Source organism: Marinibactrum halimedae (assembly GCF_021234875.1).
Taxonomy (GTDB): domain Bacteria; phylum Pseudomonadota; class Gammaproteobacteria; order Pseudomonadales; family Cellvibrionaceae; genus Marinibactrum; species Marinibactrum halimedae.
In genome coordinates this window covers 21,933-44,372 of record NZ_JAJQVM010000031.1, presented here as the reverse complement: position 1 = coordinate 44,372, position 22,440 = coordinate 21,933, and the positions used below count along the sequence as shown (strand labels likewise).

General features: G+C 45.4%; 17 protein-coding genes. 7 read left to right on the top strand and 10 right to left on the bottom strand.

The genetic code is table 11. From position 1 onward, the window contains the following. Nucleotides 1-73: 73 nt before the first annotated feature. The 9 genes from LU351_RS16360 to LU351_RS16320 all read right to left on the bottom strand — a co-directional run bounded on the left by LU351_RS16360 (nucleotide 74) and on the right by LU351_RS16320 (nucleotide 12,791). Nucleotides 74-2,749, bottom strand: coding sequence for a KAP family P-loop NTPase fold protein (locus LU351_RS16360; protein ID WP_232595163.1), 2,676 nt, complete (start codon nucleotides 2,747-2,749; stop codon nucleotides 74-76). Between the two features lie 59 nt (nucleotides 2,750-2,808). Then, nucleotides 2,809-3,327, bottom strand: coding sequence for an imm11 family protein (locus LU351_RS16355; protein WP_232595162.1), 519 nt, complete (start codon nucleotides 3,325-3,327; stop codon nucleotides 2,809-2,811). Further along, nucleotides 3,327-3,824, bottom strand: a complete 498-nt coding sequence (locus LU351_RS16350) for an NADAR family protein (RefSeq protein WP_232595161.1) — start codon at nucleotides 3,822-3,824, stop codon at nucleotides 3,327-3,329. The genes LU351_RS16355 and LU351_RS16350 overlap by 1 nt, the downstream gene beginning before the upstream one ends. A gap of 155 nt (nucleotides 3,825-3,979) precedes the next feature. After that, nucleotides 3,980-5,035, bottom strand: coding sequence for an agmatine deiminase family protein (locus LU351_RS16345; RefSeq protein ID WP_232595160.1), 1,056 nt, complete (start codon nucleotides 5,033-5,035; stop codon nucleotides 3,980-3,982). 251 nt (nucleotides 5,036-5,286) lie between these two features. Then, nucleotides 5,287-6,078 carry a lipoprotein intramolecular transacylase Lit gene (locus tag LU351_RS16340; protein WP_232595159.1) on the bottom strand — a complete coding sequence of 264 codons (792 nt, stop codon included), beginning with the start codon at nucleotides 6,076-6,078 and terminating at the stop codon, nucleotides 5,287-5,289. Between the two features lie 150 nt (nucleotides 6,079-6,228). Next, nucleotides 6,229-9,876 (bottom strand): ATP-binding protein, encoded by a 3,648-nt coding sequence (locus LU351_RS16335; protein ID WP_232595158.1) that lies wholly within the window; start codon nucleotides 9,874-9,876, stop codon nucleotides 6,229-6,231. Further along, on the bottom strand, nucleotides 9,876-10,613 hold the full coding sequence (locus tag LU351_RS16330) for a DUF4194 domain-containing protein (protein WP_232595157.1): 738 nt from the start codon (nucleotides 10,611-10,613) through the stop codon (nucleotides 9,876-9,878). Before LU351_RS16330 ends, LU351_RS16335 begins: the two co-directional genes overlap by 1 nt. 78 nt (nucleotides 10,614-10,691) lie before the next feature. Continuing rightward, nucleotides 10,692-12,353 carry a Wadjet anti-phage system protein JetA family protein gene (locus LU351_RS16325; protein WP_232595156.1) on the bottom strand — a complete coding sequence of 554 codons (1,662 nt, stop codon included), beginning with the start codon at nucleotides 12,351-12,353 and terminating at the stop codon, nucleotides 10,692-10,694. Nucleotides 12,354-12,422: 69 nt separating this feature from the next. After that, nucleotides 12,423-12,791: a DUF3012 domain-containing protein gene (locus tag LU351_RS16320; RefSeq protein WP_232595155.1), complete on the bottom strand. Its 369-nt coding sequence runs from the start codon at nucleotides 12,789-12,791 to the stop codon at nucleotides 12,423-12,425. A gap of 502 nt (nucleotides 12,792-13,293) precedes the next feature. Here LU351_RS16320 and LU351_RS16315 point away from each other — a divergent pair. The 7 genes from LU351_RS16315 to modA all read left to right on the top strand — a co-directional run bounded on the left by LU351_RS16315 (nucleotide 13,294) and on the right by modA (nucleotide 20,251). Then, entirely contained in the window at nucleotides 13,294-13,617 is a 324-nt protein-coding gene (locus tag LU351_RS16315; RefSeq protein WP_232595154.1) for a hypothetical protein, read from the top strand. Nucleotides 13,618-13,952: 335 nt separating this feature from the next. Further along, nucleotides 13,953-14,576, top strand: coding sequence for a bactofilin family protein (locus tag LU351_RS16310; RefSeq protein ID WP_232595153.1), 624 nt, complete (start codon nucleotides 13,953-13,955; stop codon nucleotides 14,574-14,576). Between the two features lie 92 nt (nucleotides 14,577-14,668). Continuing rightward, a complete protein-coding gene (locus LU351_RS16305) occupies nucleotides 14,669-15,904 on the top strand; it encodes a class I SAM-dependent methyltransferase (protein ID WP_232595152.1) in 1,236 nt (411 codons plus the stop codon). A gap of 118 nt (nucleotides 15,905-16,022) precedes the next feature. Then, on the top strand, nucleotides 16,023-17,366 hold the full coding sequence (locus LU351_RS16300) for a MotA/TolQ/ExbB proton channel family protein (protein ID WP_232595151.1): 1,344 nt from the start codon (nucleotides 16,023-16,025) through the stop codon (nucleotides 17,364-17,366). Continuing rightward, complete coding sequence (locus LU351_RS16295) at nucleotides 17,366-18,121, top strand: OmpA/MotB family protein (RefSeq protein ID WP_232595150.1); 756 nt, start codon at nucleotides 17,366-17,368, stop codon at nucleotides 18,119-18,121. The genes LU351_RS16300 and LU351_RS16295 overlap by 1 nt, the downstream gene beginning before the upstream one ends. After that, complete coding sequence (locus LU351_RS16290) at nucleotides 18,121-19,443, top strand: hypothetical protein (RefSeq protein WP_232595149.1); 1,323 nt, start codon at nucleotides 18,121-18,123, stop codon at nucleotides 19,441-19,443. Before LU351_RS16295 ends, LU351_RS16290 begins: the two co-directional genes overlap by 1 nt. Before the next feature lie 97 nt (nucleotides 19,444-19,540). Then, entirely contained in the window at nucleotides 19,541-20,251 is a 711-nt protein-coding gene (gene modA / locus LU351_RS16285; protein WP_232595148.1) for a molybdate ABC transporter substrate-binding protein, read from the top strand. Nucleotides 20,252-20,399: 148 nt separating this feature from the next. Here the strand turns inward: modA and LU351_RS16280 are convergent, their stop codons facing one another. Continuing rightward, a complete protein-coding gene (locus LU351_RS16280) occupies nucleotides 20,400-22,295 on the bottom strand; it encodes a hypothetical protein (protein WP_232595147.1) in 1,896 nt (631 codons plus the stop codon). Nucleotides 22,296-22,440: the final 145 nt, after the last annotated feature.

Below are 22,440 nucleotides of genomic sequence, written 5' to 3'. Positions count from 1 at the left end.
TTGAGTTTATATTAAACCGGAATACGAAAACCTCCCACCTACGTGAGAGGTTTTTTATTACGGTATTTCACTTTCAATCGGCATCCTCTTTGATCACACTTTGAGGTTCTATTTTCGATACATTATCGATGGCAGGCAGTACAAAACTGCTTATATAATGCAGTAATTGATCGAAGGCGTTACCCCCTTCGTTCGCATAGAAAACCTGTGCAGCTTGTTGAATAATGTTTCGTGCGGCCACCAAATGAATGCGTTGCTCTTCACTTGGTAAGCACTGCAACAGCTCTGCATTTCCCACCCGCAAAAACTGCGCGCAGTGTTGGCGATGTTGTGCCATCTCCATGCTATTCACGCACTCCAATGCCAATAACGTGACCAAATAACCGTAATGAAAACAGTACGCTTCATCCGTGGGATCACCTACCGTTGCGTCTTCATTATGAGAGACCAAACGAATCAAATTGTAACTGTTGTGCAAACGTTTCAGTTGTCGGGCATTGGTTAATTTAAAGTTAGAAGACCAATAATAAAACGCCGCTTTTTGCTGATCACTCATCCCCACTTCGCTTTTCGAGCTCACCTCTCGGGGTTTGGCTTGTAACACCCGCTGTGCCAGTTCAGCTTCTGTGATTTTTTCATGGTTTGAATTTTCTTTTTGTTCGCCAATGTCATCGGGTTTTGGGGGTTTAGCAGTGCTCCCTTTTTCTTTCAAGTTTGGCTCTTGGGGGTTCAGCCAATGCAACCATTGGGTTTTATCTTGCTCTTCATCACTCCACAAATGACTTAGATACCCTGTTAGCGTATCCCCATCGCCATCCCCTAACACAATGGGCAGTTGAATCATCTTCGCCAAGTAATCCCGTGCAATGGCTTTGGCGTCTTGCAGGTTGTGGTGGTTCTCCAACTTTTCGTAGTGCTGAGCTAACGCCGCCAGCGCAATACGGTGGTCTACGGCAACCACCACGTAAATTTGTGGGATATCCAACACCAAACGAATTGCCTCAAAGGTTTTGACAATGCCTTGGGGGCCACACCGGTCGAGATCATCTACCACAAACAATAACCGACGCTTAGGTAAAACTTTACCCAGCCAATCGTGATTACCCTCCACCATGGCGCCCAAGCGAATATTAGCCATTAAGCGAATGTCCTTTTGCATTTGCGCAATATCACCAATATGCGCCAGGTAATTGGGTAATTTTAAATAAGTGAGAAATTCCTTCGTCATGGGTTGAGAAAATAAAATGCGTACTTGACGAGGCAATTGCCAACTCCCCAACAGCAACCCGACAATCATACCCCAATCCAAAACGCCTTTTTTATCCAATACGTTTTTTAACTCTCCGCCTTCACTCAATAAAGGCAGAATAAATTCTGGAATTAAGTAAGCAAATAGCCCTAACCACACCACAAACACCCACATCTTTACTGGGTATTTACGTACGGCGAAACCAAATAAAAGACGGGTACGAATCAGTATTTTCCAAGAAAGGCTTTTACCGCCATTCATAAAAGAGCGATGCCACCGAATGTTCCATGGCAAATCATGCCCTACCGGTACACGATGTGGGCAAGACGTCATGGCTTTAATCACTTCATGGGCCATGGCGGCTTGGCTGTTTTTCGCATGTTCATAGGCCCAAGCGTTGAACTCACCAAATAAAAACGGCTCGCCAGAGTCATTATTATTTTTTAAAGACTCCCGCAATAAATCCAATACACGCGTCTTCCCCACGCCCCAGTGGCCCATTAAGCCTATCGTGATGTGCTCGGTGTTATCGTTATCCGTTAGTAATGAATTTAACCCTTGGACTAACTTTTCTCGGTTAAGGCGGTCGAGATTATTGCGGGTATTTTCTGGGGATACGCTGGAAGTGGGTTGCCACTGGGATTTTGGGTCAACCAGTAGAGATTCATAAAGCTCTAAGGCGTGCTCTAGAGCTTTAACACTTTCTGAAGAAGTGCCCCCTACTTCTTCAATTAAATCATTCACAGCCGGTAGAAATTTATCTTTATAGATGGTGTTAATTTCATCTGGGACAGAATCCCATAAAGGCTGTGCGACCAATTCCCTGAACGCGTTTCCTGTTTCTGCAAAGTTAAGGTCTGTGAACAATTGATTTTTTTGAGCGAAGGAGAAAGCGTTGGCGGCGGCGGTGTTGGCGGCGGTGTTGGCGGCGTTAGCGGCGTTAGCGGCGGCGGTGACGGCGGTGTAGGCGGTGTTAGTGGCGATGTAGGCGACGGTGGTGGCGGCGATGTTGGCGGCGTTAGCGGCGGTGGCGGCGGTGGCGGCGGTGTAGGCGGCGGTGTAGGCGGCGGCATCGGCGGCGCTGGCGGCGGCGGTGTAGGCGGCGCTGGCGGCGGCGTCGGCGGCGACATAGGCAATTCTAGCAATAGACCTCTCTTTCTGAGAAACTACCTCATCACTGTTAAATACAAAACAACCACTTGTCCAAAACGTCGCCAAAATATAATCAACTCGACGATCAACAACAGCAGGTTCTACTTTTTCACGTTCTTCAGTTAAAACATTCTTTTTTTTCTTAACCGGGCCTGCAGTTCGATCACCTTGAGTGCGCTCCTGCTTCCAAAAATCAAAATGTTGCTGTACACCCATCAACGGCCATACCCGAAGTGCTAAACGCGCTGCAATTAAAGCCGGCCACTGTTTATCAATTTTATACAGCTTTTTAAAGCGCTTCTTCAATTCCTCTTTATCAAGCAGCACATCCTGTTCTTTAGCATCCAAGCCCGCACCCTCACTTTCTTATTTTTGTTCTTAAAATTTGCTTGTAAAACTTTGCATCACTAATTTAAAGAGCGGCTACCAATCGTTTTATCTGCCGCTGCATTGCCCAACTCTTCCGTAAAATAAACACCCGTTAAATCGGCCACTTCAATCACTTGTTTAAATTCATCTGAACACTGCAATGACATAAACGCATTAAATTCCGAACGAAACACATTCCAGCCTTCTAATTTTTCTTCATGAAATGCCATATTTTCAAGATGACCCCATGTGTTTTTCTTGCTTAATGTGAGGTCTAACGCTTGAACACTTTCTGCAACTCTAAGAGGGTTAAATAAGTAACCAGAACCCTGTTCAGAAATCGCTGGAATAAATTCTCCGTCATCCTTTAATAAAGGATGTAAAACTTGAAATGCGTTTTCATTTAAAAAAAGGCGGGCTTGAAATAAAGCAATATTTGGTATTGTTTTATGTTTATCATTTCGGCTTAAAATTGGAAAATCTACTTTCAAGGGCACAGAAAATACTCCTTGATAAGAGATAGGAGAATTATTGATATGACCAATCGTTAGCCACATTACTCCTTCACCATCTTCAATTCAGACACCCGCATATCCGCCCGAATTTTGGCGCGAATGTCCATCCAGATTTGACCGAGCATATTTTCGCCCCGTTGGTCACGGCCAATCCCCCAGTAAGGGCTGTACAACGAGGTCTCGACGATTTTTTCGTCGCCGGTGGCCAAGAGGGCTTCACGCACCGCTTTATGCGCCATGGTTTTGGTGTACAAAGCGCGGGTCATCATAATGCGGCGGTTTTGCTTCCAGGTGGGCAGGCGACCGCGCTTCCACCAGCGATTGCCCCGGCGATAGGCCTGTAGGCCATCGGGTGAGGCGAGGATGGATTCCATATCTGAAGATCTCTGGAATTTTTTTGCTTGATAGTAATGCTCCACCGTCGGCCACGATTGGCCCTCTAACTCAAATTCATGGCTAGAAACAGTGGAGAATACATTGTCGGGGTCGAGGCGTGAAAAGTGCACTGCCTCCACCAAAGTGTCGTCGTGTTGAAACATACTGCTTTACCAACACCCTAATTAATAATGGGTTAACTATGACAGCACGGCCTTATGCCGTACCACAGAAAAGATCAAACGTTTGTACCGAGGGCAATGTCGCCAATAATTGGGTATTGCCAATAACACGGTGACTCAGATCAATAAAACAATCCTTAATCCAATGCGCCTTTGGGAATTTGCATGGTAATGCAATGCAAACTGCCGTGCTGCTCTATCAATACCGAGCAATCTACGCCGTGTACATCTCGATCAGGAAACGCTTCCTGAAGAAGGTTGAGTGCTAAAGCATCCTGCTTGTCGTTATAGGTAGGCATTAATACTGCGTTATTAGTGATTAAAAAATTGGCATAGGTGGCGGGTAAACGCTCACCGTTTGCATCAAATTTCGCCTCCGGCCACGGTAAAGGCAATAAACGATATGGCTCGCCTTGCGCATTTGTAAACGTATGCAATTGGGCTTCCATGGCCGACAGGGCATCGTAATGTTCATCTTCCGGGTCATCGCATTTCACATAAGCAATGGTATTATTTGGGCAAAAGCGCGCCAAGGTATCGATATGGCTGTCGGTATCGTCACCGCTTAAATAACCGTGTTCTAACCAGAGTATTTTTTGCGCCCCAAAATCAGACAATAAATGCTCTTCGATTTCTGTTTTCGTGAGCCGAGGATTGCGATTTTCGTTTAATAAACACTCGGTAGTGGTCATTAAAACACCTTGGCCATCTGACTCAATCGCGCCCCCTTCAAGCACTAAATTGCGCGCCAAATAATACGCACCAGGGAAGGATTCGGCGTCATACAAAGAGACGGTAATTTTATTGTCCAAGTGCGCCGCAAATTTATTGCCCCAACCATTAAAACGATAGTCCATAATCTGAACGGTTCTACCCACATAGACGGTAATTGGGCCATGGTCTCGTGCCCACGTATCGTTGGTGGCAATGGGTTGCATAAATACCCGCTCTTGGTCAGCGCCGCCTTCGACCAAGCGCTCAGCAATATCCAAATGGGTTTCTGGGGGGCTGACCACCAGTACATTGACATACTGCGACAGCAATTTTACCAGCCCCTCGTATAAATCCTCTACTTGGTTTAGCCATGGCGCCCAATCACTGTTGGCGTGGGGCCAGGTCACCATAACGGCATCTTGCGGCTCCCACTCCGCCGGTAAACGCGTTTTGGACGCGAAGTTTGAATCATTTGGCATGTAAATAGCGTTCCACAAAGTCGGTGTTGTTCACTTTCACACCGAGTCATGCAATTAAAATTGGCACACATCGCCCAACCGAATATGCACACGATGGTTTATTCTCAAACACTTACTCATCAGCAATATTGATGTTGCCATACTTTTCAGCGCAAGAGGGGTTGAGTTGCACCCGTACTGATTTATTGTCGTAGTAAAACGCGATTTTTTCGAATTAGGCAAAAACCGCGCAAGGCTATCATCGGCTTAGGCTATCGATCCACTTTTATCCACAAAAAAAGCCAAAGGCTGTACACCAAAGCGGTTAACGCAAACCACTCTACGGCGATGGCACCAAAAAGATCGGGGGCTTTCATGGACGTCGCCATGAGAGAATCTTGATAATAGAAAAACCATGGATGATCTGGTGGGAAAATGTGTTCGTGCAACCAGTAAAACACCTCAACCGGCCCGATAATAAAGACGGCTACGGTTAACAATCCAACAATGGCGACTAAACACAAGTGAGCATTACGCCAATTGGGTTTTTGCTGCCACCAAGGCAAATCCGCAACGGATAAAGACATTGCCGATAACCAGCGTTGGCGCCATAGGAGTAATGCAACATAAACCAATAACACTCCCATCGCACCGTACGCACAACGATCAAAAACGGTAATTAAATTGGCCACATCTTGCAGGTGCCCGACTTCATCACGATGAAAAAGGCGATCAATAGGGGAAAGAGCACCATTGGCTTTTGGTGGGCCATAATACGTAATATTGGCCAAACCATCGCCATGGTGGTTAATGCTTTTCACCACCTCACCAAACACACGCTTGCGCTCTTCTACGGTGGTGGTTTCAAAACCGCGCCGATGACGATTTTGCGGGCCATACTTTTCAATATGCTCGTGAATACCTAAAACGTCGTACCAAACGCCATAACTGAAATCCACCTGAGATAGTGCCTGCCACGATAACCACAGACTTAACACAATGCTGGCGATAATCATCGGCACCCACAATAACGTGGCAGCCAATGAACGAGATACGCTTAACACATTGCTGTTTTTTGACGTCGTGATGGGTGCTCCCCTTTTTCTCTTCTTGTTCTTTTTTATTATTCAGCGAAGACGTTGGCAACACAACGTCTTCGAGAGCCGATTCTAGTTTTCAAAACACTGGTTTTCAAAACACTGGCTTTCAAAACACTAGGCTTCAAATTCTGCCATAAAGTCTAACGCGCCTTGATGACGAATGGTACGGCGATGCTGCGCCCATAATTCTTTAATGCGCTCTCGATTGCACACTTGTCGATCCACCAAGACTCGGGTATTTAATTGCCCGATGGTGCCATTAATCGGGCACTTGGTGAAGACAAATTGATTACTGATTAAATCCATAAAGGGCCCGGATTTACTGGTAGGCATAATAAACATTAACTGCAAACCTAAGCTTTCGGTTAAATAATGAATCACTTCTCGTGAACGATGTTCGTCCATTTTACTGAAGGCTTCATCCACCAACACCATACGTAAGTGGGACTTGCCCTCATTAAATCGAAACGCTGAGGTAATGGCCGCACTGCGGATAATGTACGCCGGTGTTTCTAATTGCCCACCCGAGCCCGTGCCGTATTGGCTTAGGGCAATGGGCGCTTTGCTTTCGGGTTCTTTGTAAATTTCGTAATTGCGGTAATTGCGATAATCCGCCACCCGCTCTAATTCACGCAAGGCCGCGTTTTCGTCGTCATCCAATAACATCGACATCATGCGCTCACGCACTGCACTGGCTTTTTTCGTGAGCTTCATTTCAAACAGAGTGTTGCCATCGGCCAAGGCTGGGCTATCAATCACCTCTTTAAAGAATTGCCAATATTCTTTGTATTCGGGTATCCATTCCCAACCAAAACGAAAGCTTTCGCGGTCGGCACCAAACCGGTGGTGTTCAAGCTCACGGTTAAGGTCTTCTAAGGTTTTTTTACCATCGTTAATAGACTGATAAATCGAGTGGCATAAATTCGTCACAAACGTGTTGTTAAAGCTGTCTTTTAAAGTACCGAGTTGCGTGTGTTTTTCTGCCAAAACGTTATTTTTTAAGCGATTATGAATACTGTCGAGCTGTCGCTGCAGGTGCACAATTTGCCTGAAGAAATTCACGCCGTGTTCCACACCAAAATCCGGCTCAAAATTGAGCGCATCAGACGGGCGACAAATCTGATTGTGTGCCATTACTGCTTTGACTAACTGATGAGCAGCACCGCTGAGTTCAGTTTGCAATTGAGTGAAACTGTTTACCAATACCGCCAAATTGGTGTTGGCGGCGGTGTCATCGGCCTCATTTAATCGCTGCTCTACATCAAACTCACCCCAGTCGGCGGCAATAGCACGCACCCCTTGTTCGGCAAGTTCGGCTTCGTCTACGGATTGCTCTTGAGCATCTGCCAGTATTTTGCACTGTTTGTCTAGCACTTTGGTGCGCGCTTCAATTTCGCCTGCTTGCTTTTGTAATTGCCCTAACGTACTGAGGTAAGACTCTTCTTGTTGATGTAATTCGGCCAGAGCGTCATCCAACTGGGTAAAGTCGGTGATGTCCAGTTGATCCAACCCCGTTTCAGCGGCGGTGGCACTGCGATGCAAGCGCAGCATTTCCTGTAAGGTATCAAACACCGTTAGTGGCGCGCACCGATCCACCAAAGACAGCATCTCGGCACACCACTGACTTTGCCGCTGCAGTTCGGCCCACTGATTCTCTAGCGACGTTACTTCCGATTCTTTCGCCAATAGTGCCCGTTCGCGCCCTAATTTACCAAACACCAATTCGCTGTCGTCCATATCACAACGGAACATGGCGTAGTTGCCCGAACCTATACAATCGCGGGTTAAGCCTCGGCGGGTATTACGGAGGGTTTGCGTATCCGACACCTGTTCAACATTGCCGTAACTGGCAATTAAATAATCCCGCGCAGTGGCATGATCAAATTCCATTAATTCAATAATAGAATGGGTGGGCAAATGAATTTTTTCCGCATCGCGCCGAGCTTTGCTGCCTTGAATCACACGCGCACGGGAATCTCTGCCGGGCAAACCACGCACAATGGCAATGGCTTCCGCTTCACACTCTGGTGCCACAATAATGCCAAAACGCGCACCGCCGATGTAACCTTCAATGGCCGATTGCCAGGCGCCATCGAGCACCTCAACGTAGTCACACAACACACGCGCATCGGCTTCCGGCAATTTACGGTGAATGGCCTCCAACGCCACATTCACAAAACTTGGGTAGCTGGAGCGTCGCCCACGCAAGGTATGAATATCCTGCTGCTTACGCTCAATGGCGCGCTGCAAGGCCGCCTCTTCGCCTTTTACGCGCTGCCCTTCAGCCCGCAATTGATCACGCACACTGCTGGAATTGTCTGCACCCGCCTCTCCATTGGCTTCAAACAATAAGCTGTGCCAACGATTATGGGTTTGTTGCAACAACAAGGTGTCGTCCAGCTTCGACTCCAACGGGGTAATATCCACCCAGTCTTTTGCCAGTAAATGATGCAAATCCAAATCCACTGCATCCGCCGATTGCTGAACCGCCGAACACGCTTTGTGCAGCGATTTATCATTTAAACCGGGAACGGTTAATTCAATGGACGTGGATTCCAATGCACTTAATAATTCTTTCGCCGCCTCAATATTATTTTGGCGCACTTGATCTTGCTGCAATAACACCGGCACCAATTGATGCAATTGGTTGTGCGCGTCTTGAATTTTTTGTTCTAACTCATCTTTAGAGCGCAACGCGGGAATGCCCAAACGCTTGGCTTCCATTTCACGGGCTTGCTCTCGGCATTGACGTCGACGCTGTTCGGCAACGCCTCGTTCTTTTTGGTTGTTGGCTAAGCTGTCCCGCAATTGTTTTTGTTCACGCTTGGCATCAATGTATTTTTTTTGGTCTACCAAACTGTGGGCTTTGGCTTGGGTATAGCGTAATACCGTAAAATCCAACCACTGATGAATGTACGATTTTGCCACGCCATCTGCATTGGATAGGGTATGTATCGACTCACGTAAATGTCGAGATTCTTGCTCCATCCCATGAATGGTTTTTAACAGGCTGGATACACTGCGAATGGCCTCGCCTAAATCACGGGGCTCTAAAATTTCGGTGGCCACAAAATCGTTAATACTGCGTACGGGCTTGTAAGCCATAAAACGCGAAAAGGCCCGCGCGGCCGTCATGGCTTCACGCTCATTAACGGCTTCACTGCGGCCACGCAATGCCCCATATAATCGGCATAAATAGGATTTTTTCTTATCATATTTTTCAACCGCATTGGGGCCAAATTCGGTTTTTAATAATTTAAATAAGCGATCTGTCGGCACCACATATCGGCCACCGGTATCGTCTTTCACAAAATGCGATAAATGCAATTGTTCGCTGGGCAAAATATAAAATTGCAAATCGTCTAAGCGGGCAACGGATTTTTCGCCAGCGCCATCAATGTGCGCGCGCATGGCAATAATGGCGGTAAAAGGCTCGGAATCTTCACCTTGGGTCGGATGAAACACCGCTGCAAGATAGCCATCACACCCGTTCGGGCGTGCATAAGAACCATCGTCACAACCCAATACATAAGAGGCCAGCGTTCGTACTTGTTTACCCCGGCCACGCTGGGTGGCTTCATCTTGCCCTGGGTTAAAATGGAACAAGTGATCGTGAGCGGCGGTCATGACCGTTTGAATGGCATCGGCAGCTGTGGTTTTACCAGAGCCATTGCCCCCAGAAAACAAACAAATGGGCCCAAATTCAAATTCCAGCTGCGGAATATTGCCCCAGTTGACGTACATAAATTTTTTCAGATACATCAGTGGTCGTCCTCGTGTACGTCTTGACTTTCAGACTTTGGGGTCTGTTTTTCTTGATTCGATTTTTCTTCGTTATCCGTATCGCCACTCTGAGCGTGATCGTCGTCTGCTTGCATCAATCCCGCAAGCACATCGTCGGAAACAAAACTGATGATCATCGGGCGTATTTTTAGCCAGCCATCGCTGTTCTCTAAAATATCGTCCAAATTCACGTCCACCAATCGCAATTGGCGTAAACGTCGCAATTGATTTTTTCGCTCGGTCAAATTATCCGATAAGGGCCTGCCCACCACGTTTTTCATGGATAAGGCCAAGGCTTCTAACGATAATCGCACGCAGCCGGCATCATCAATTTGCCCTTCCCGTAAGGCTTTTTCGTATTCGGCTCGCAATGCCAAAACCATGGCCACTTCCGCTTGAGTGAGGCGCGAACGCAAGCCACCGCTAAAAGGTAAGGTAGATTCGTCTTCTACCCCCGGCACCACCGCCCCCGGTGGCAGTAAACGGACGGTTTGAAAACGGCTGTCGTGCAAAATTCGAATGCCCATCCACTCAAAATAATCGTTCACCAGCGCTTGTGTGCGTAAATACACATCGTAGTATTGTTGCTCTGTTTGATTTTCATTCCGGCACAGTATTCCGTAATCCAACAATCGCAACAGCAATTCACGAAAACGATCTTCGCTAATACTCAACGATTTTAGAGTGGGTGCGTAAAATTCTTTCAGGTTGCTCATGTTTTACGAATACTCTCTTAATTAACGGGTACGCTTATTAACGGATACACTGATTGGCGGATACGTTTACAGGATGGTTTAAATCGCTTTTTCAATAGATTCATCAACAGAATCATCGATAGACGCTTTATTCGAGTCACTGGCAATGACTAAGCGAATGGAAAAACTGTCGCATTGAGATAAAAATTCATTACTCACAGAACGGCCATTGGGGGTCACCTCAAATCGCAATGCAGGCACACCGTTTTTGTTATTGGCTTGATTAGACAAATTATTGCTATTGGCCACTTCAATGGCATGGGTGGCGGCCAATAAATGCCGTGCGCTTTCTACCGGCAAATCTTCACTGTTGATGGCATCACCCCGGCTAAGCGCGGCTTTAATGGCATCAAAGGAGGTTTTTAAATAATCGCGAATATCCGCATCGCACACCATAAACGCTTGGTCGAGCAGAGTTTGTACATAAAGGTCTTTCCGCGCTTCGAGATCAAAATCCACATCGGGTGCGTCATCCACCCAATGGTTAATTTTCGCTCTGCGCGGTTGCTGTAAGCGAACGTGTGCTGGATCTACATACCCCACATCAATTCGTTCTAGCCCGTGTGCGGCTTTATCCAGTAATTGATCTTGCTCGGTACAATCCATCTGTTTAAAGGACTGACAAAAATCCAAGACACGACTCTGATTACCCGAAGACAAATAACTGAGTTGTCGAATAATAATATCGGCACGTTGAGTGAAGCTTTGTAAGGCTTGACGTAATGCGGGTAGCATCACTTCACTGGCATTGCGGCAGCGCTGGTCGATGCCATCTAACAGCACCCACAATAACGATTGGCCCTCAGTAATATGATCGGGCATTAGCTCGCGTAATCGAAATTCGGCTTCGGCTTTCCACTCTTTCGGTTGGAGGCGAATTTTTTTAATTAAGCGATTAATTTCATCCCGGTACTTTTCAACACTGTCGGCGGACAAACGAATAGAGACATCGGGCTGAAAACGGTGCTCCATAAATTGGAAAAACTCATCGCTGGCTTGCTGCACCAATTGGCGTGCTTCCACCTCTCTTACCAACTGACGCTTTCGCTCATCTAACTCGGCGATAATATCGGTAAAATCACTGACAATGCGCTCAGAATATTCATAGGCATCCAGCAAATCGTGCACATCGGCCTGATCTAAAAAACCCTGAAGGCTGTTGCGGGTATTTCGGGTATTACGGTGGCGGGTTTTAATTTTCTGTTCACTCTGGGCCACAAACGGCTGAGTGAATAATCGCCCCATACGAGAGAAGCGATAGCTACTTTGCAACGTGGCGTCATCTACTTGTTTCTCGAGCCAACCACAATCGAGTAATCGCGTTAAGATAAAATTCGCCAATTCGCGCTGGTTGCGGAAACGCCCTTCCTTATCGTTTTTGTCCTCTGAAGACCTTCCATCGGCTGATATCTTTTCGGTCGCTGGGGACTTATCTATTACTAAAGGCTTCTCTATCGCTGAAGACTTTTCTATCGCTGAAGGCTTTTCTATCGCTGAAGGCTCTTCATCCAACAACAGCGGCGTACGAGTGACCGCCTCTTGGAAGATATCGATCACTTGTTCACGGTTTAATAAATGACCGTACTCACACAAATCGGTGTACAAGCGCTGATAAAGCAACCGAAGGCACGCTGCCACCACCTCCCGATATTTGCCGGTAAGCGGGTTAAAAAATTGACGACGATGATCAACAAAAAACATATTCAGGCGGTGCCCACAACTTACTCAACAACACGCATTCAGCGCGACAGCCGCACACTGTAAAGCGGGTTATGGATTGAGACAATACTTGGAAAAATTCACAAAATCTGCTTCAGCCCATTGCTCATTAGATTTGCTCATTAATTGTTCGCACCAAGCATCATCATACGCTTTTACCGCATCGGTATAATGGCTGCTTGAAGGCGAAGAATTATTCTCCAAAGACGGAATTTCGTCCTTTCCCAATATAAACTCCAACGCCATATCTGCCGATGCTTCCACCTCAGAAGAGGCCTCTTGGCCAGCCATAACGGGCCCTTCGGCAGGCTCAGGGACTTGAGATAACCACAAACCCACCGTGATTAAAAGTGCACCACTCAGTGATATTGCGCCCCAAACAAAACGTTGCCATTGCCGAGAAGTCATACGGTTTAACATGGTTTAGTCTCAAATCCTTATTTTTGCCAATTGCTTGTATTAATTTGTTATTAGCCACTTTTGCACGGGCTGTTCGAGCGAGCAACTCATGCTTCGACACTTCATGCTTAGACACTTCATGCTTAAACATTGTATCCATAGTTGAAAGGGAATGCATAACCCCCAAGAGTGATGCGCATTGCCTTAGCCACTCGGTATTACCCAATCTATATTACCCACTCAGTATGCAAATACTTACACCCACGGCAACCCAAGCATAGCAATGCCTGGTCATTTAAAAACCAAGATTGGTTTCGCTGACAAAAGGCATTCAAAATAGCTCGACAAATCAACACCTTAAGAAACACGTCAATTTTGCCACTAATGAAAAACCATGATTGACCCTTTCACCCAATACTGTATATTTGAACAGCATTGGAATTATAAAGATCAAACATCCACCACCCTTCAAGGAGAGATTCATTAATTGTTTTTTGTTATCGCCCTACCGGGAGGTATGACTATGAAGAATGCAGAAAAATACACTACCCCATTATTGGATAACCCCAACAACCGTTATCGCCAAGCCCATGCCGGGCAAATTATTATTCGTATTTTAATGACGGCAGGAGTGACGTATGTCTTATTAAGTTTATTAGCGCTAACCATCATTCTGGTAGGTATTATTACCCAAGATTGGGAGTCGTTTAAAAATAGCTTTTATCAAACCATGGGCAGCGTCGAGGTTTTTTTATTTTTTATTACCCCTTTTGGAGCAGGTGTTTTAACGGTCATTAAAGAGATATTCCGGTTTATTCTGGCGGATTATCTCAATCAGAAAAAATAGCTTTTTTAAAATAAAAAACGGGCTCATACAGCAAAATCCTTTAATTGCAGAGTGGTGTAATGGGTGGTTAAGGCACTCACCAACATAATCATGAGATGAACTCGAAAAATAAAAAATGGCGCCAATATCATTATTTAAAATCAAACTGTAATTTTATTGTCACAATTACTGCGATCATCAATATTCAAAAAAATTTTTCTTGTTAAACGATTGTGATTCATATCACACATAGACAAAGTTAGAACTTCACGAGCCACTCAACTCTAGAAGTTTGCAAGCAAACATTATAAAAATGCGCTTTCTCTTTTTATTCAACTAAAGGTTTTTAAACGATTATGGCGAATCCACTGGACCCCAAACCAGAATCAGCGGGCGATGCAAAACCCTTCTTATCCGGCATGACAGATCATTCGGCAAAAGCTCAAGAGCGCCCTTTCGCAGAAAAAATCGAAGCCTCCATTGTGAAAGAACATTCCGTGATTGGTAAAAACATAAAGTTTCGCGGTGAATTAATTGGCACCGAAGATCTCCACATTGAAGGTACCGTAGAGGGTACCGTTATTATGGAAGGTCAAAACTTATCCATTGGCCAAGAAGGTGAAATTAACGCCAACATTCACGCACAAAACATCGTCATCAACGGTAAATTAACCGGTGATGTCCTTGCCGATGAGATCATTGAAATACGCAACAGCGCCGTCGTAAAAGGCAACCTTATTGCTCCTCGTATTCAGCTAGACGATGGCGGTAAATTCCGTGGCTCCATGGACATGGTCGATTCGGATGAGGAAATGCGTGAACGTCATACTGAATTTAAAGAAAAGCTGGTTCACCCTCACCTGCCGACATCCAACAATGCCATGACGGATAACAAAAAAATGGGGTTTGATGCCGCCTTAGCTAAATCCGATGCAAAGAAAACAGCGGATAAAACCACCCCAGACAATGAAAAAAATTAATGTGATGGCTGAATAACCACTCAGACAGTCACTTCTCTATCGACTCCGCTTTTAACGGAGTCGGTATTTCTCCCCAATTAATGTGGTTAACGATGTATCACCGTTCATTTGGTCTTGCAAAATTAGTCTCCGACATGATGAAGCCAGGGTTTCGAATTCTCGACCTGGGCGCGTTGTCTTTTGGCACAACACAGGCCTTTCTCAAGCAAAAATGTCAGTGCCATGTGGAAGACCTAATCGAATATTTAGCCGAATTAAAAGAGGGTGAAGACCCGATTGCGGCACTGAGCGAACACCTCATTCCCAAACCGAGCAACCTCAAGTTTGACGTTGTACTGTGCTGGGATATTTTAAATTTTCTTGAACTCGATGTAATCGAACACCTCATTCACTGCTTGGCACCACACTTGAAGGCCGGTACGGTTTTACACACCATGCGTTACACAGGCCAACTCCCTGAACACCCGCGTCGATTTAAATTACTGGACGATTTTTGTTTCGAATATGTAGACGATACGAGCTACCCCCGCATTAAAGCGAAAGGTCACTCCACCGTTACTCTATTAAAGCGTATGCACAGATTTAGCTTATGCAATACCTTGATGCAACGTGATGGTATGGATAAAAACGTGACGGAACATTTATTAGAATATGAAAGCACTACCAGTAAACAAAGGCTCCATGGCAGCCTGAGCGGAAGCGTCAGCACGTATTTTACGGATCAAGCACTCCGTGATCGCGCACAATTTCCAGGTATCGTCAAACTGTTTAAACAACTACCCGACAACGCACGCTTACTCGATTGTGGTCGTAAGGCCGCACAAAATCGTGATGCCACTGTTAGGCACGCCAAAGAATTATTCATGGAAGATTTATTTGCCTCCATGTCTTGGCAAAAAAAAATAGCACCTGACCATGCTAACGATGCCCCCTCCACAAAAAATCACCTCAGTGAAGCGATGTTACGATTCACCAATGGCACCACTTTTGATGCCATTCTCCTCTGGGATTTTCTGAATTTTTGTACGCAAACTCAAGTACAACAGCTCAACAGTGCTTTATTGCCCATGCTTCAAACTGGCACGTTATTGCACTTTGTCATGTTTAAAGGAAAGGGCCGACCCAACACTCCGGCTATTTTTGAAATGCAAAATAATGGTGAAGTTACTATTAAAGGCGATGTGACAGGAAATCACCCGAGGGATATCCAATCTACCGCTGAATTAATGAGGCTATTGCCCAAGTATAAATTACATGCACATCACTTCGGTCGCCTGGTAACAGGAGAGTCCTATCAGGAGTTTGTATTGCAATGCGTAAGTCAGTAATCAATCTACCCGCTCACGATAAACACAGTAATTACGCTCCTTTTATCACTGCACGTTTTATCACTGTCTCTTTTTTCTTAAGTTCGTCGCCACATTCAACTCTTAACGGTCTTTAATTATGTCTGAACATCTTCGCTTGTTTTTTCTCAGCCTCAGCCCAGATAAGGTTACTGACGCGTTTCTATATGTAATGTTGGCCATCGCCTTGATCACCATACTCTGTCGGCTGATTAGTGTGGCCCGAGGGTTTGTCAGTCATGCCCCAAGCCTGATGACCTCCTTAGGCATTTTAGGAACCTTTACTGGCATCATTATTGGTCTATTTGACTTTTCTTTAAACGATATTGATCAGAGCATTGCTCAATTACTCGAAGGGTTAAAAACCGCTTTTATCACCAGTGTAGTGGGTATTGGTTTAGCCATTGTATTAAATATTATGCTGCGAGTGTTCCCTCATAAAGCATCGAATCAATCGGTTGGGTTTCATGAATTACAACACTCTCTTGAACAGATTCAGCACACACTAGAAGTCGGTCAACGGTTACACAATGATACGTTGGCGACTTTTTTAGAGCGACTTTCCGTTAAAGCCAGTGAGACCATTGTGTCTGAAATGCATCAGGTCGTTGAAAATTTTAACCAACGCATTGAGCTTCAATTTGGCGAAAACATGACTCAGTTTGGCAAAAACTTCAGCGAATTTGATGCCATGGTTCATACCCTTACTGAAGAGTACAAACGCCATGAAGATCGTATTGCTTATTGGTCTGAACACTGCGATGCCGCCGTCGTCGGTATGGTACAGGTAGCCAAAGACTTACAAACCATTCACACAAAATTAGAAGGGCTACCTCAGTTTATGGAAAGCAGCCAAGCGCTGATTGACCAAGCAAAAACACAAATTGAGACCGTGAATACCCAACTTTCTAATTACCAAACACTCAGCCAAGAAGTCAGTAAAGTCATGCCTGAATTGGGTGAACGTATTGATCACTTCGTCAGCGGTATCGATATTGTTCAAGACATTATGACCGGCGATATGAAACAAGCCCTAGTCGCCATACATCAACAAAGTGATTTATTGGGCGCACAAATTACGGCTATTTCCGGCGCGTTTGAAAAAATGTCGAGCCTAGACGCCGACTTCATACAGTCTCTGGTTGCCGAAACCACCACCACCCATCGAAATAGCATGCAAGAGTTGGCCATTGCTCAAGCACAAACGCATCAGGAAATGACCGATTCACTATCCCATATTATTCGTCGTAGCCTGAATGAATCAGAAGGCGTAATCACAAAACAGTATGCCTTAATTGAACGACGTATGGAGCGTGAAATTGATGAAGTCATGGGCACCATGGGCCAAGCATTAGCGACTATTTCAGGGCAATTTACACGGGACTATCAACAATTGGTGGATCAAATGCAACGCGTTATGGAACGCACACGAGAGTTAAGTTAATGTCTGGTTTTTCACCCCCACAATTATTCTCTACCACAACCAAGCCGACACTGACTTCCGCAAACGCCATTAGCGATTCTGGCGAAGAATCAAGCTGGGTGAGCGTAGCGGATTTAATGGCGGCGCTTATGATGGTGTTTTTGTGTATTTCAGTTGCGATGATGCGCTCAGTGATGGTTGAGCGTGAAAAAATTCGCACCATTGCCATGTCATACAAAGAAAACCAATTGGCAATTTACGAATCGCTCACAGAAGAATTTGGTCATGACCTCCCTCGTTGGGGCGCCTTTATTGATCGCGAGACCCTCACCATTGCATTTAATCAATCCGATACCATGTTTGAAACCGGCAAAGCCCAATTAAGCACCGCTTACCAAGACGTCTTTACTGAATTTTTCCCCCGCTATATGAAAGTACTGTCGCCCTATACCGATTCCATAGAAGCCTTGCGAATTGAAGGCCACACGAACTCTCAATGGGGCACGAGCGACAACGTAGGGGACAGTTATTTTAATAATTTACGTTTATCCCAAGAACGCGCCCGCTCTGTGCTCAAGTTTGTTTACTCGCTTTCGGCCATGGACAATCACCATCAATGGATGATGCACAATATTGCCGCTGTGGGGTATTCCTCATCTCGCTTAATTCTCAATGACGACGGCAGTGAAAACAGCGAACAATCTAAACGTGTCGCCTTTCGTGTAATTACCAATTCCGAAACCAAAATCCACAGTATTTTGGAGGAGTCATTTTAATGCCAAAGTGGGCATCGCATTTTGATGAGCTGGTTAAAGTCACCAATTCTCTTTCTCGCTCGAATATTCAAGACACACTATTCACCATACCGACACCGACACCGACACCGACAACATTAGCCACCACAACGCCTTCTCAAAAAGAATCAACGATAGAATCACCGTTGCCGAGCTCTTCTTCATCGCTGGAAGCAACGTTAGCTACGGGTATGGAGGTATGCATAAAAGATTTAACGCCAACCCCGGCAGGCTGGCTTTACCGACAAATTCCTGTCATGGTTTTTGGCGTGTATGTTAAAGAGTGTGATGACTTGGCATTACGGAAAGAGTTTTATCATCGTGTGCATTTATCGGCTTGCTGCGGCGCCCTTGAAGAAAGCTCACAGACCGTGTGGATTGGCACAAATTTACAAAAACTCCAATGCCCCTGGACTTCTGAGCCATTACGACTGTGTGAATTTTGTTTAAATAAATCTCATGCGGATGCGCCATTTGCAAAATCAACGGAAGAATACCAACACTGGCAACAAACTCGCCCCTTTGAACAACATGTTTCGGCATTCTCTCAATATTACTTCCCTCAAACGCATTTAGACGAAAAAATACAATATTGGCAATCTGAAAGTACAATACGATCACTCACCCACAAAGCGGCCTCACCCGAACCCACCAATAAAACAACTCTGTGCCATCGATGTGGTTGGGAAACCAATGTCGACGATGAAAGTCGTCAGCGCTCAACGCCTCAACCTCATCCATTGCCCACCATCATCAATGACGAATTAGCCAGCACACTGAATGTATCGAAAAATACCTGTCTACCCTGTGCTCAGCACACTACGTCTGTGGCCATATCATTACCAGAGCAAGAGAATATAGAATTACATCGACGTCGATTTCACGCGTTAAAGGCACAGGCTAAAACCTTGGTTCAATCTACCCCCCCTCTTCAAGTCACACCATCCATCGACGCGCTCGAAAATAACACTGATCTGATCAACAGTACTCCCACTGCTGAACAACAAACAACGGATAAAATAAAAAAACAAACCAGCGATACTCCCACAGAGTCGCTTCCGCTCAACTGGTCAGATGTCTATTCACTACTGCCACCCAATTGGCACCCCCTCATCACTGCCCTCAGTCAGCAATTAGAGCCCCCTCAACTGTTTACGACCTTTCTTGGCTACACTGGTTTTGCCGTGATGAGTTGGCCCCAACATCGCAAGGGTATTATTGCGGATAGCACCAGTGCGGATGATTTGCCAGATAATTGGGAATTTTGGCACTATGGGCAAGTACTCAAAACACTGGGAAACTAACAAGAGCCTAACCCACAATAACATGTTGACTAAAAAGAAAAAAAGACGCACCCAAACAACTTCTTATTGTTGCCTTTGGATAAGCGGCTTACTCACTGTGCTTTTCAGCTCATTCAGTTTTGCTGAACAGACCAGAATCGCGGTGGCCGCCAATTTCTCTGCACCCATAAAAGCACTCGTTGAAGAATTTGAACAGCACTTCAACCACACCGTTACTGTAAGCACGGGTTCATCAGGAAAATTTTACGCTCAAATTCGCCACGGCGCTCCGTTTGATGTATTTCTATCAGCCGATACCGAGAAACCGGCGGCACTGATCCAAGATAAATTGGCCCTATCCACTTCCCAATTTACCTATGCCGTCGGCAGGCTAGCCTTGTGGGCACCCCAACACACGCCCCCCATTACAAAACACACTCTTCTTACACAAACCCCCTATACCAAAATCGCACTCGCCAACCCTAAACTTGCTCCTTATGGCAACGCGGCAATGGAGGTCTTGCACCACCTCTCATTAAAAGACCAAACCCGCCCTCTCTGGGTATTGGGTGAAAACGTCGCTCAAGCGTATCAATTTGTGAATACGGGAAATGCCACAATGGGTTTTATCGCACTATCACAAGTGAAGTCGAACCAAGACAAAAGCACCTACTGGTTGATACCCGAAACCTTTCATTCATCGATAAAACAAAACGCCGTATTGTTAAATCATGGCAAAAACAATGCAGCAGCCATGGCTTTTTTACATTTCCTTAAAACAGCGAAAGCCTACGCCATCATAAAAGACTTTGGTTATGGCCCACCATGACAGCAGCAGGGTAAATAGTTAGAACAGAGGTAAAATCAACACAAAAAAGTCAGCACAAAAAAATCAGCACAATAAAAAGGAGCACACAAAGTGCTCCTTTTTATTGTTGAGCTGTTATTAAATTGTTATTGAGACAATTCAATAAGGCTTAATATTCTACAGACAACTCCCCGGTCACCAAATCAGGACGGAAAATTTTACCGCGAATTTTCAAACCGGGTAATTGAGTGCTATCACCAAAATTCCAAATAAAGCGGTTCCAACCCTTAAATAAGGTTTCACTGCTGCATGAGGTATTATTCGGTAACTCTGGGCAAGCCATCTCAGACAACAACGCCGAAGAAATCAGAGATGAAGACGCCCCTGATGCTGAACCAACACTGGAAATGGAATTAACATCTGCAGCAACGTAATTACGGTCTCGATTTATGACACTAGCCGGAATTTCTCCAGCAAAACTTCCCACGGTACTGTAAGTCGGTAATTCGCCCAATTCCATTTTGCTCACTGAATAGCTATTCTCGACAATGCCCTCCGAGGGGAAATACAGTGGAGATTCAAACTTGCCTATTAACCCACCTGCGCTTTCAAACCCTTGATCTGAACCTACGACTGATCCCATTGAAAAAGAATTTCGAATGGTCACAGAAGGCTCTGGTTCATTGCTTCCAGCATCAGGAATCAACCCGATCAAGCCCCCAATCATTAAATCACCGGATACACGAGCCGCAGCAAAAGAACCGTCAACAAGGACATTCGTTCCCCAGTATCCTTCGTTCGACAATCTGCCAATTAATCCACCAGCGATGGCCTCAGCACCCACATTCCCTTGTGCGTAAGAATCACGAACCACGATATTACCGGTTTCATAGGCGGATAAATTTGCAGCCAATCCACCCGCTATAGACAGTGCAAAAACGAAAGCATCGACTTTAACATCTTCAAACAAGGCCTCTGTTCCCAATTGGGAATGGCCATGAGCAATGAGCCCACCGATCGTATCGTGCCCCTGAATAACACCGACGACGGTATCCTTTTTAACTTCCCAGCGCCCCCCGCCGATATTTTCTATATACCCGTACAAGCCACCTGCGACATCAATGGCTGAAATATTCACATCGCCATAATTATTAGTGAATATCATATCTTGAGCGAGATACGTTCTCGAATACCCCAGAAGACCTCCGATATTTTCTACCGCATCAATGCTGACTGAAACGGCATTTTTCGTGAAATCCACACCATAGCCACTTAATCCTCCCTTGTCGCGCATACCTCCGACGAGGCCACCGACATACTCGATCGCTTTAATAGAACCTCTATAGGCATTTCTGTGTAAACGCAGCTCCACTAGGCCTAACGCACGTTGCTCATCAGCGTATTCATTAGACACTCGACCAATCAATCCACCCACATCATATTGGCCCTCAATAGAACCCTCGACTTTGACATCCGCAAGCATCACTTCGCCATCTTCTAATACAGAGACGGTACCAGCGACACCGCCGACTCGACTACCGCCACTGATGCCAAAGGAAGACAGAGATAAAGTGAGGTTTTGCACAGCAATGCTTTTATTGGCCTCACCATTGGTCAGCAAAGTGATGAGACCGACACCATTCTCATCTGGTCTGCTAATAAAAATATTATCAATCGAGTAGCCATTGCCTTCAAATGTGCTCGACAATAACGGAATGGGTTTCCAGCCCTGTTGACTACCATTACCCTCATAATCAAATACCCAATCTTGATTATTTAAAACGCCGTCTCCGTTTGTATCAAAATCAATATCATTGACTAATTCATAACCGAAACAACCGGTTTCTGGGCAGCCAGTCGTCAATACATTTCCGTCATGATCAATAAGGGACGTTCCATTGGGGTTATTGCGAACCCAATCAAGTTGTTCAAGGGTCGAGATATCAATCAGACCATCATGATCTGCATCGATATCCATTGAAGGAGTGGCAAGAGCGAGAGTTGAAGCCGCCGAAAAAGAAAGTGCAATACACAAAGAAAGGGAAGATTGTAAATATTTTTGCATTGTTGAATTCCTTTTAGATTAAATCAGTTCACTTATGCGTCACTGCAGTATTAAAACGCAACCGGATCTTACCGAATTTTTTCAGAACTTTTTTCTCATTGAAGAAAATCGCGCCATTTTTTTTATTTGCTACAACGCAGTTCAA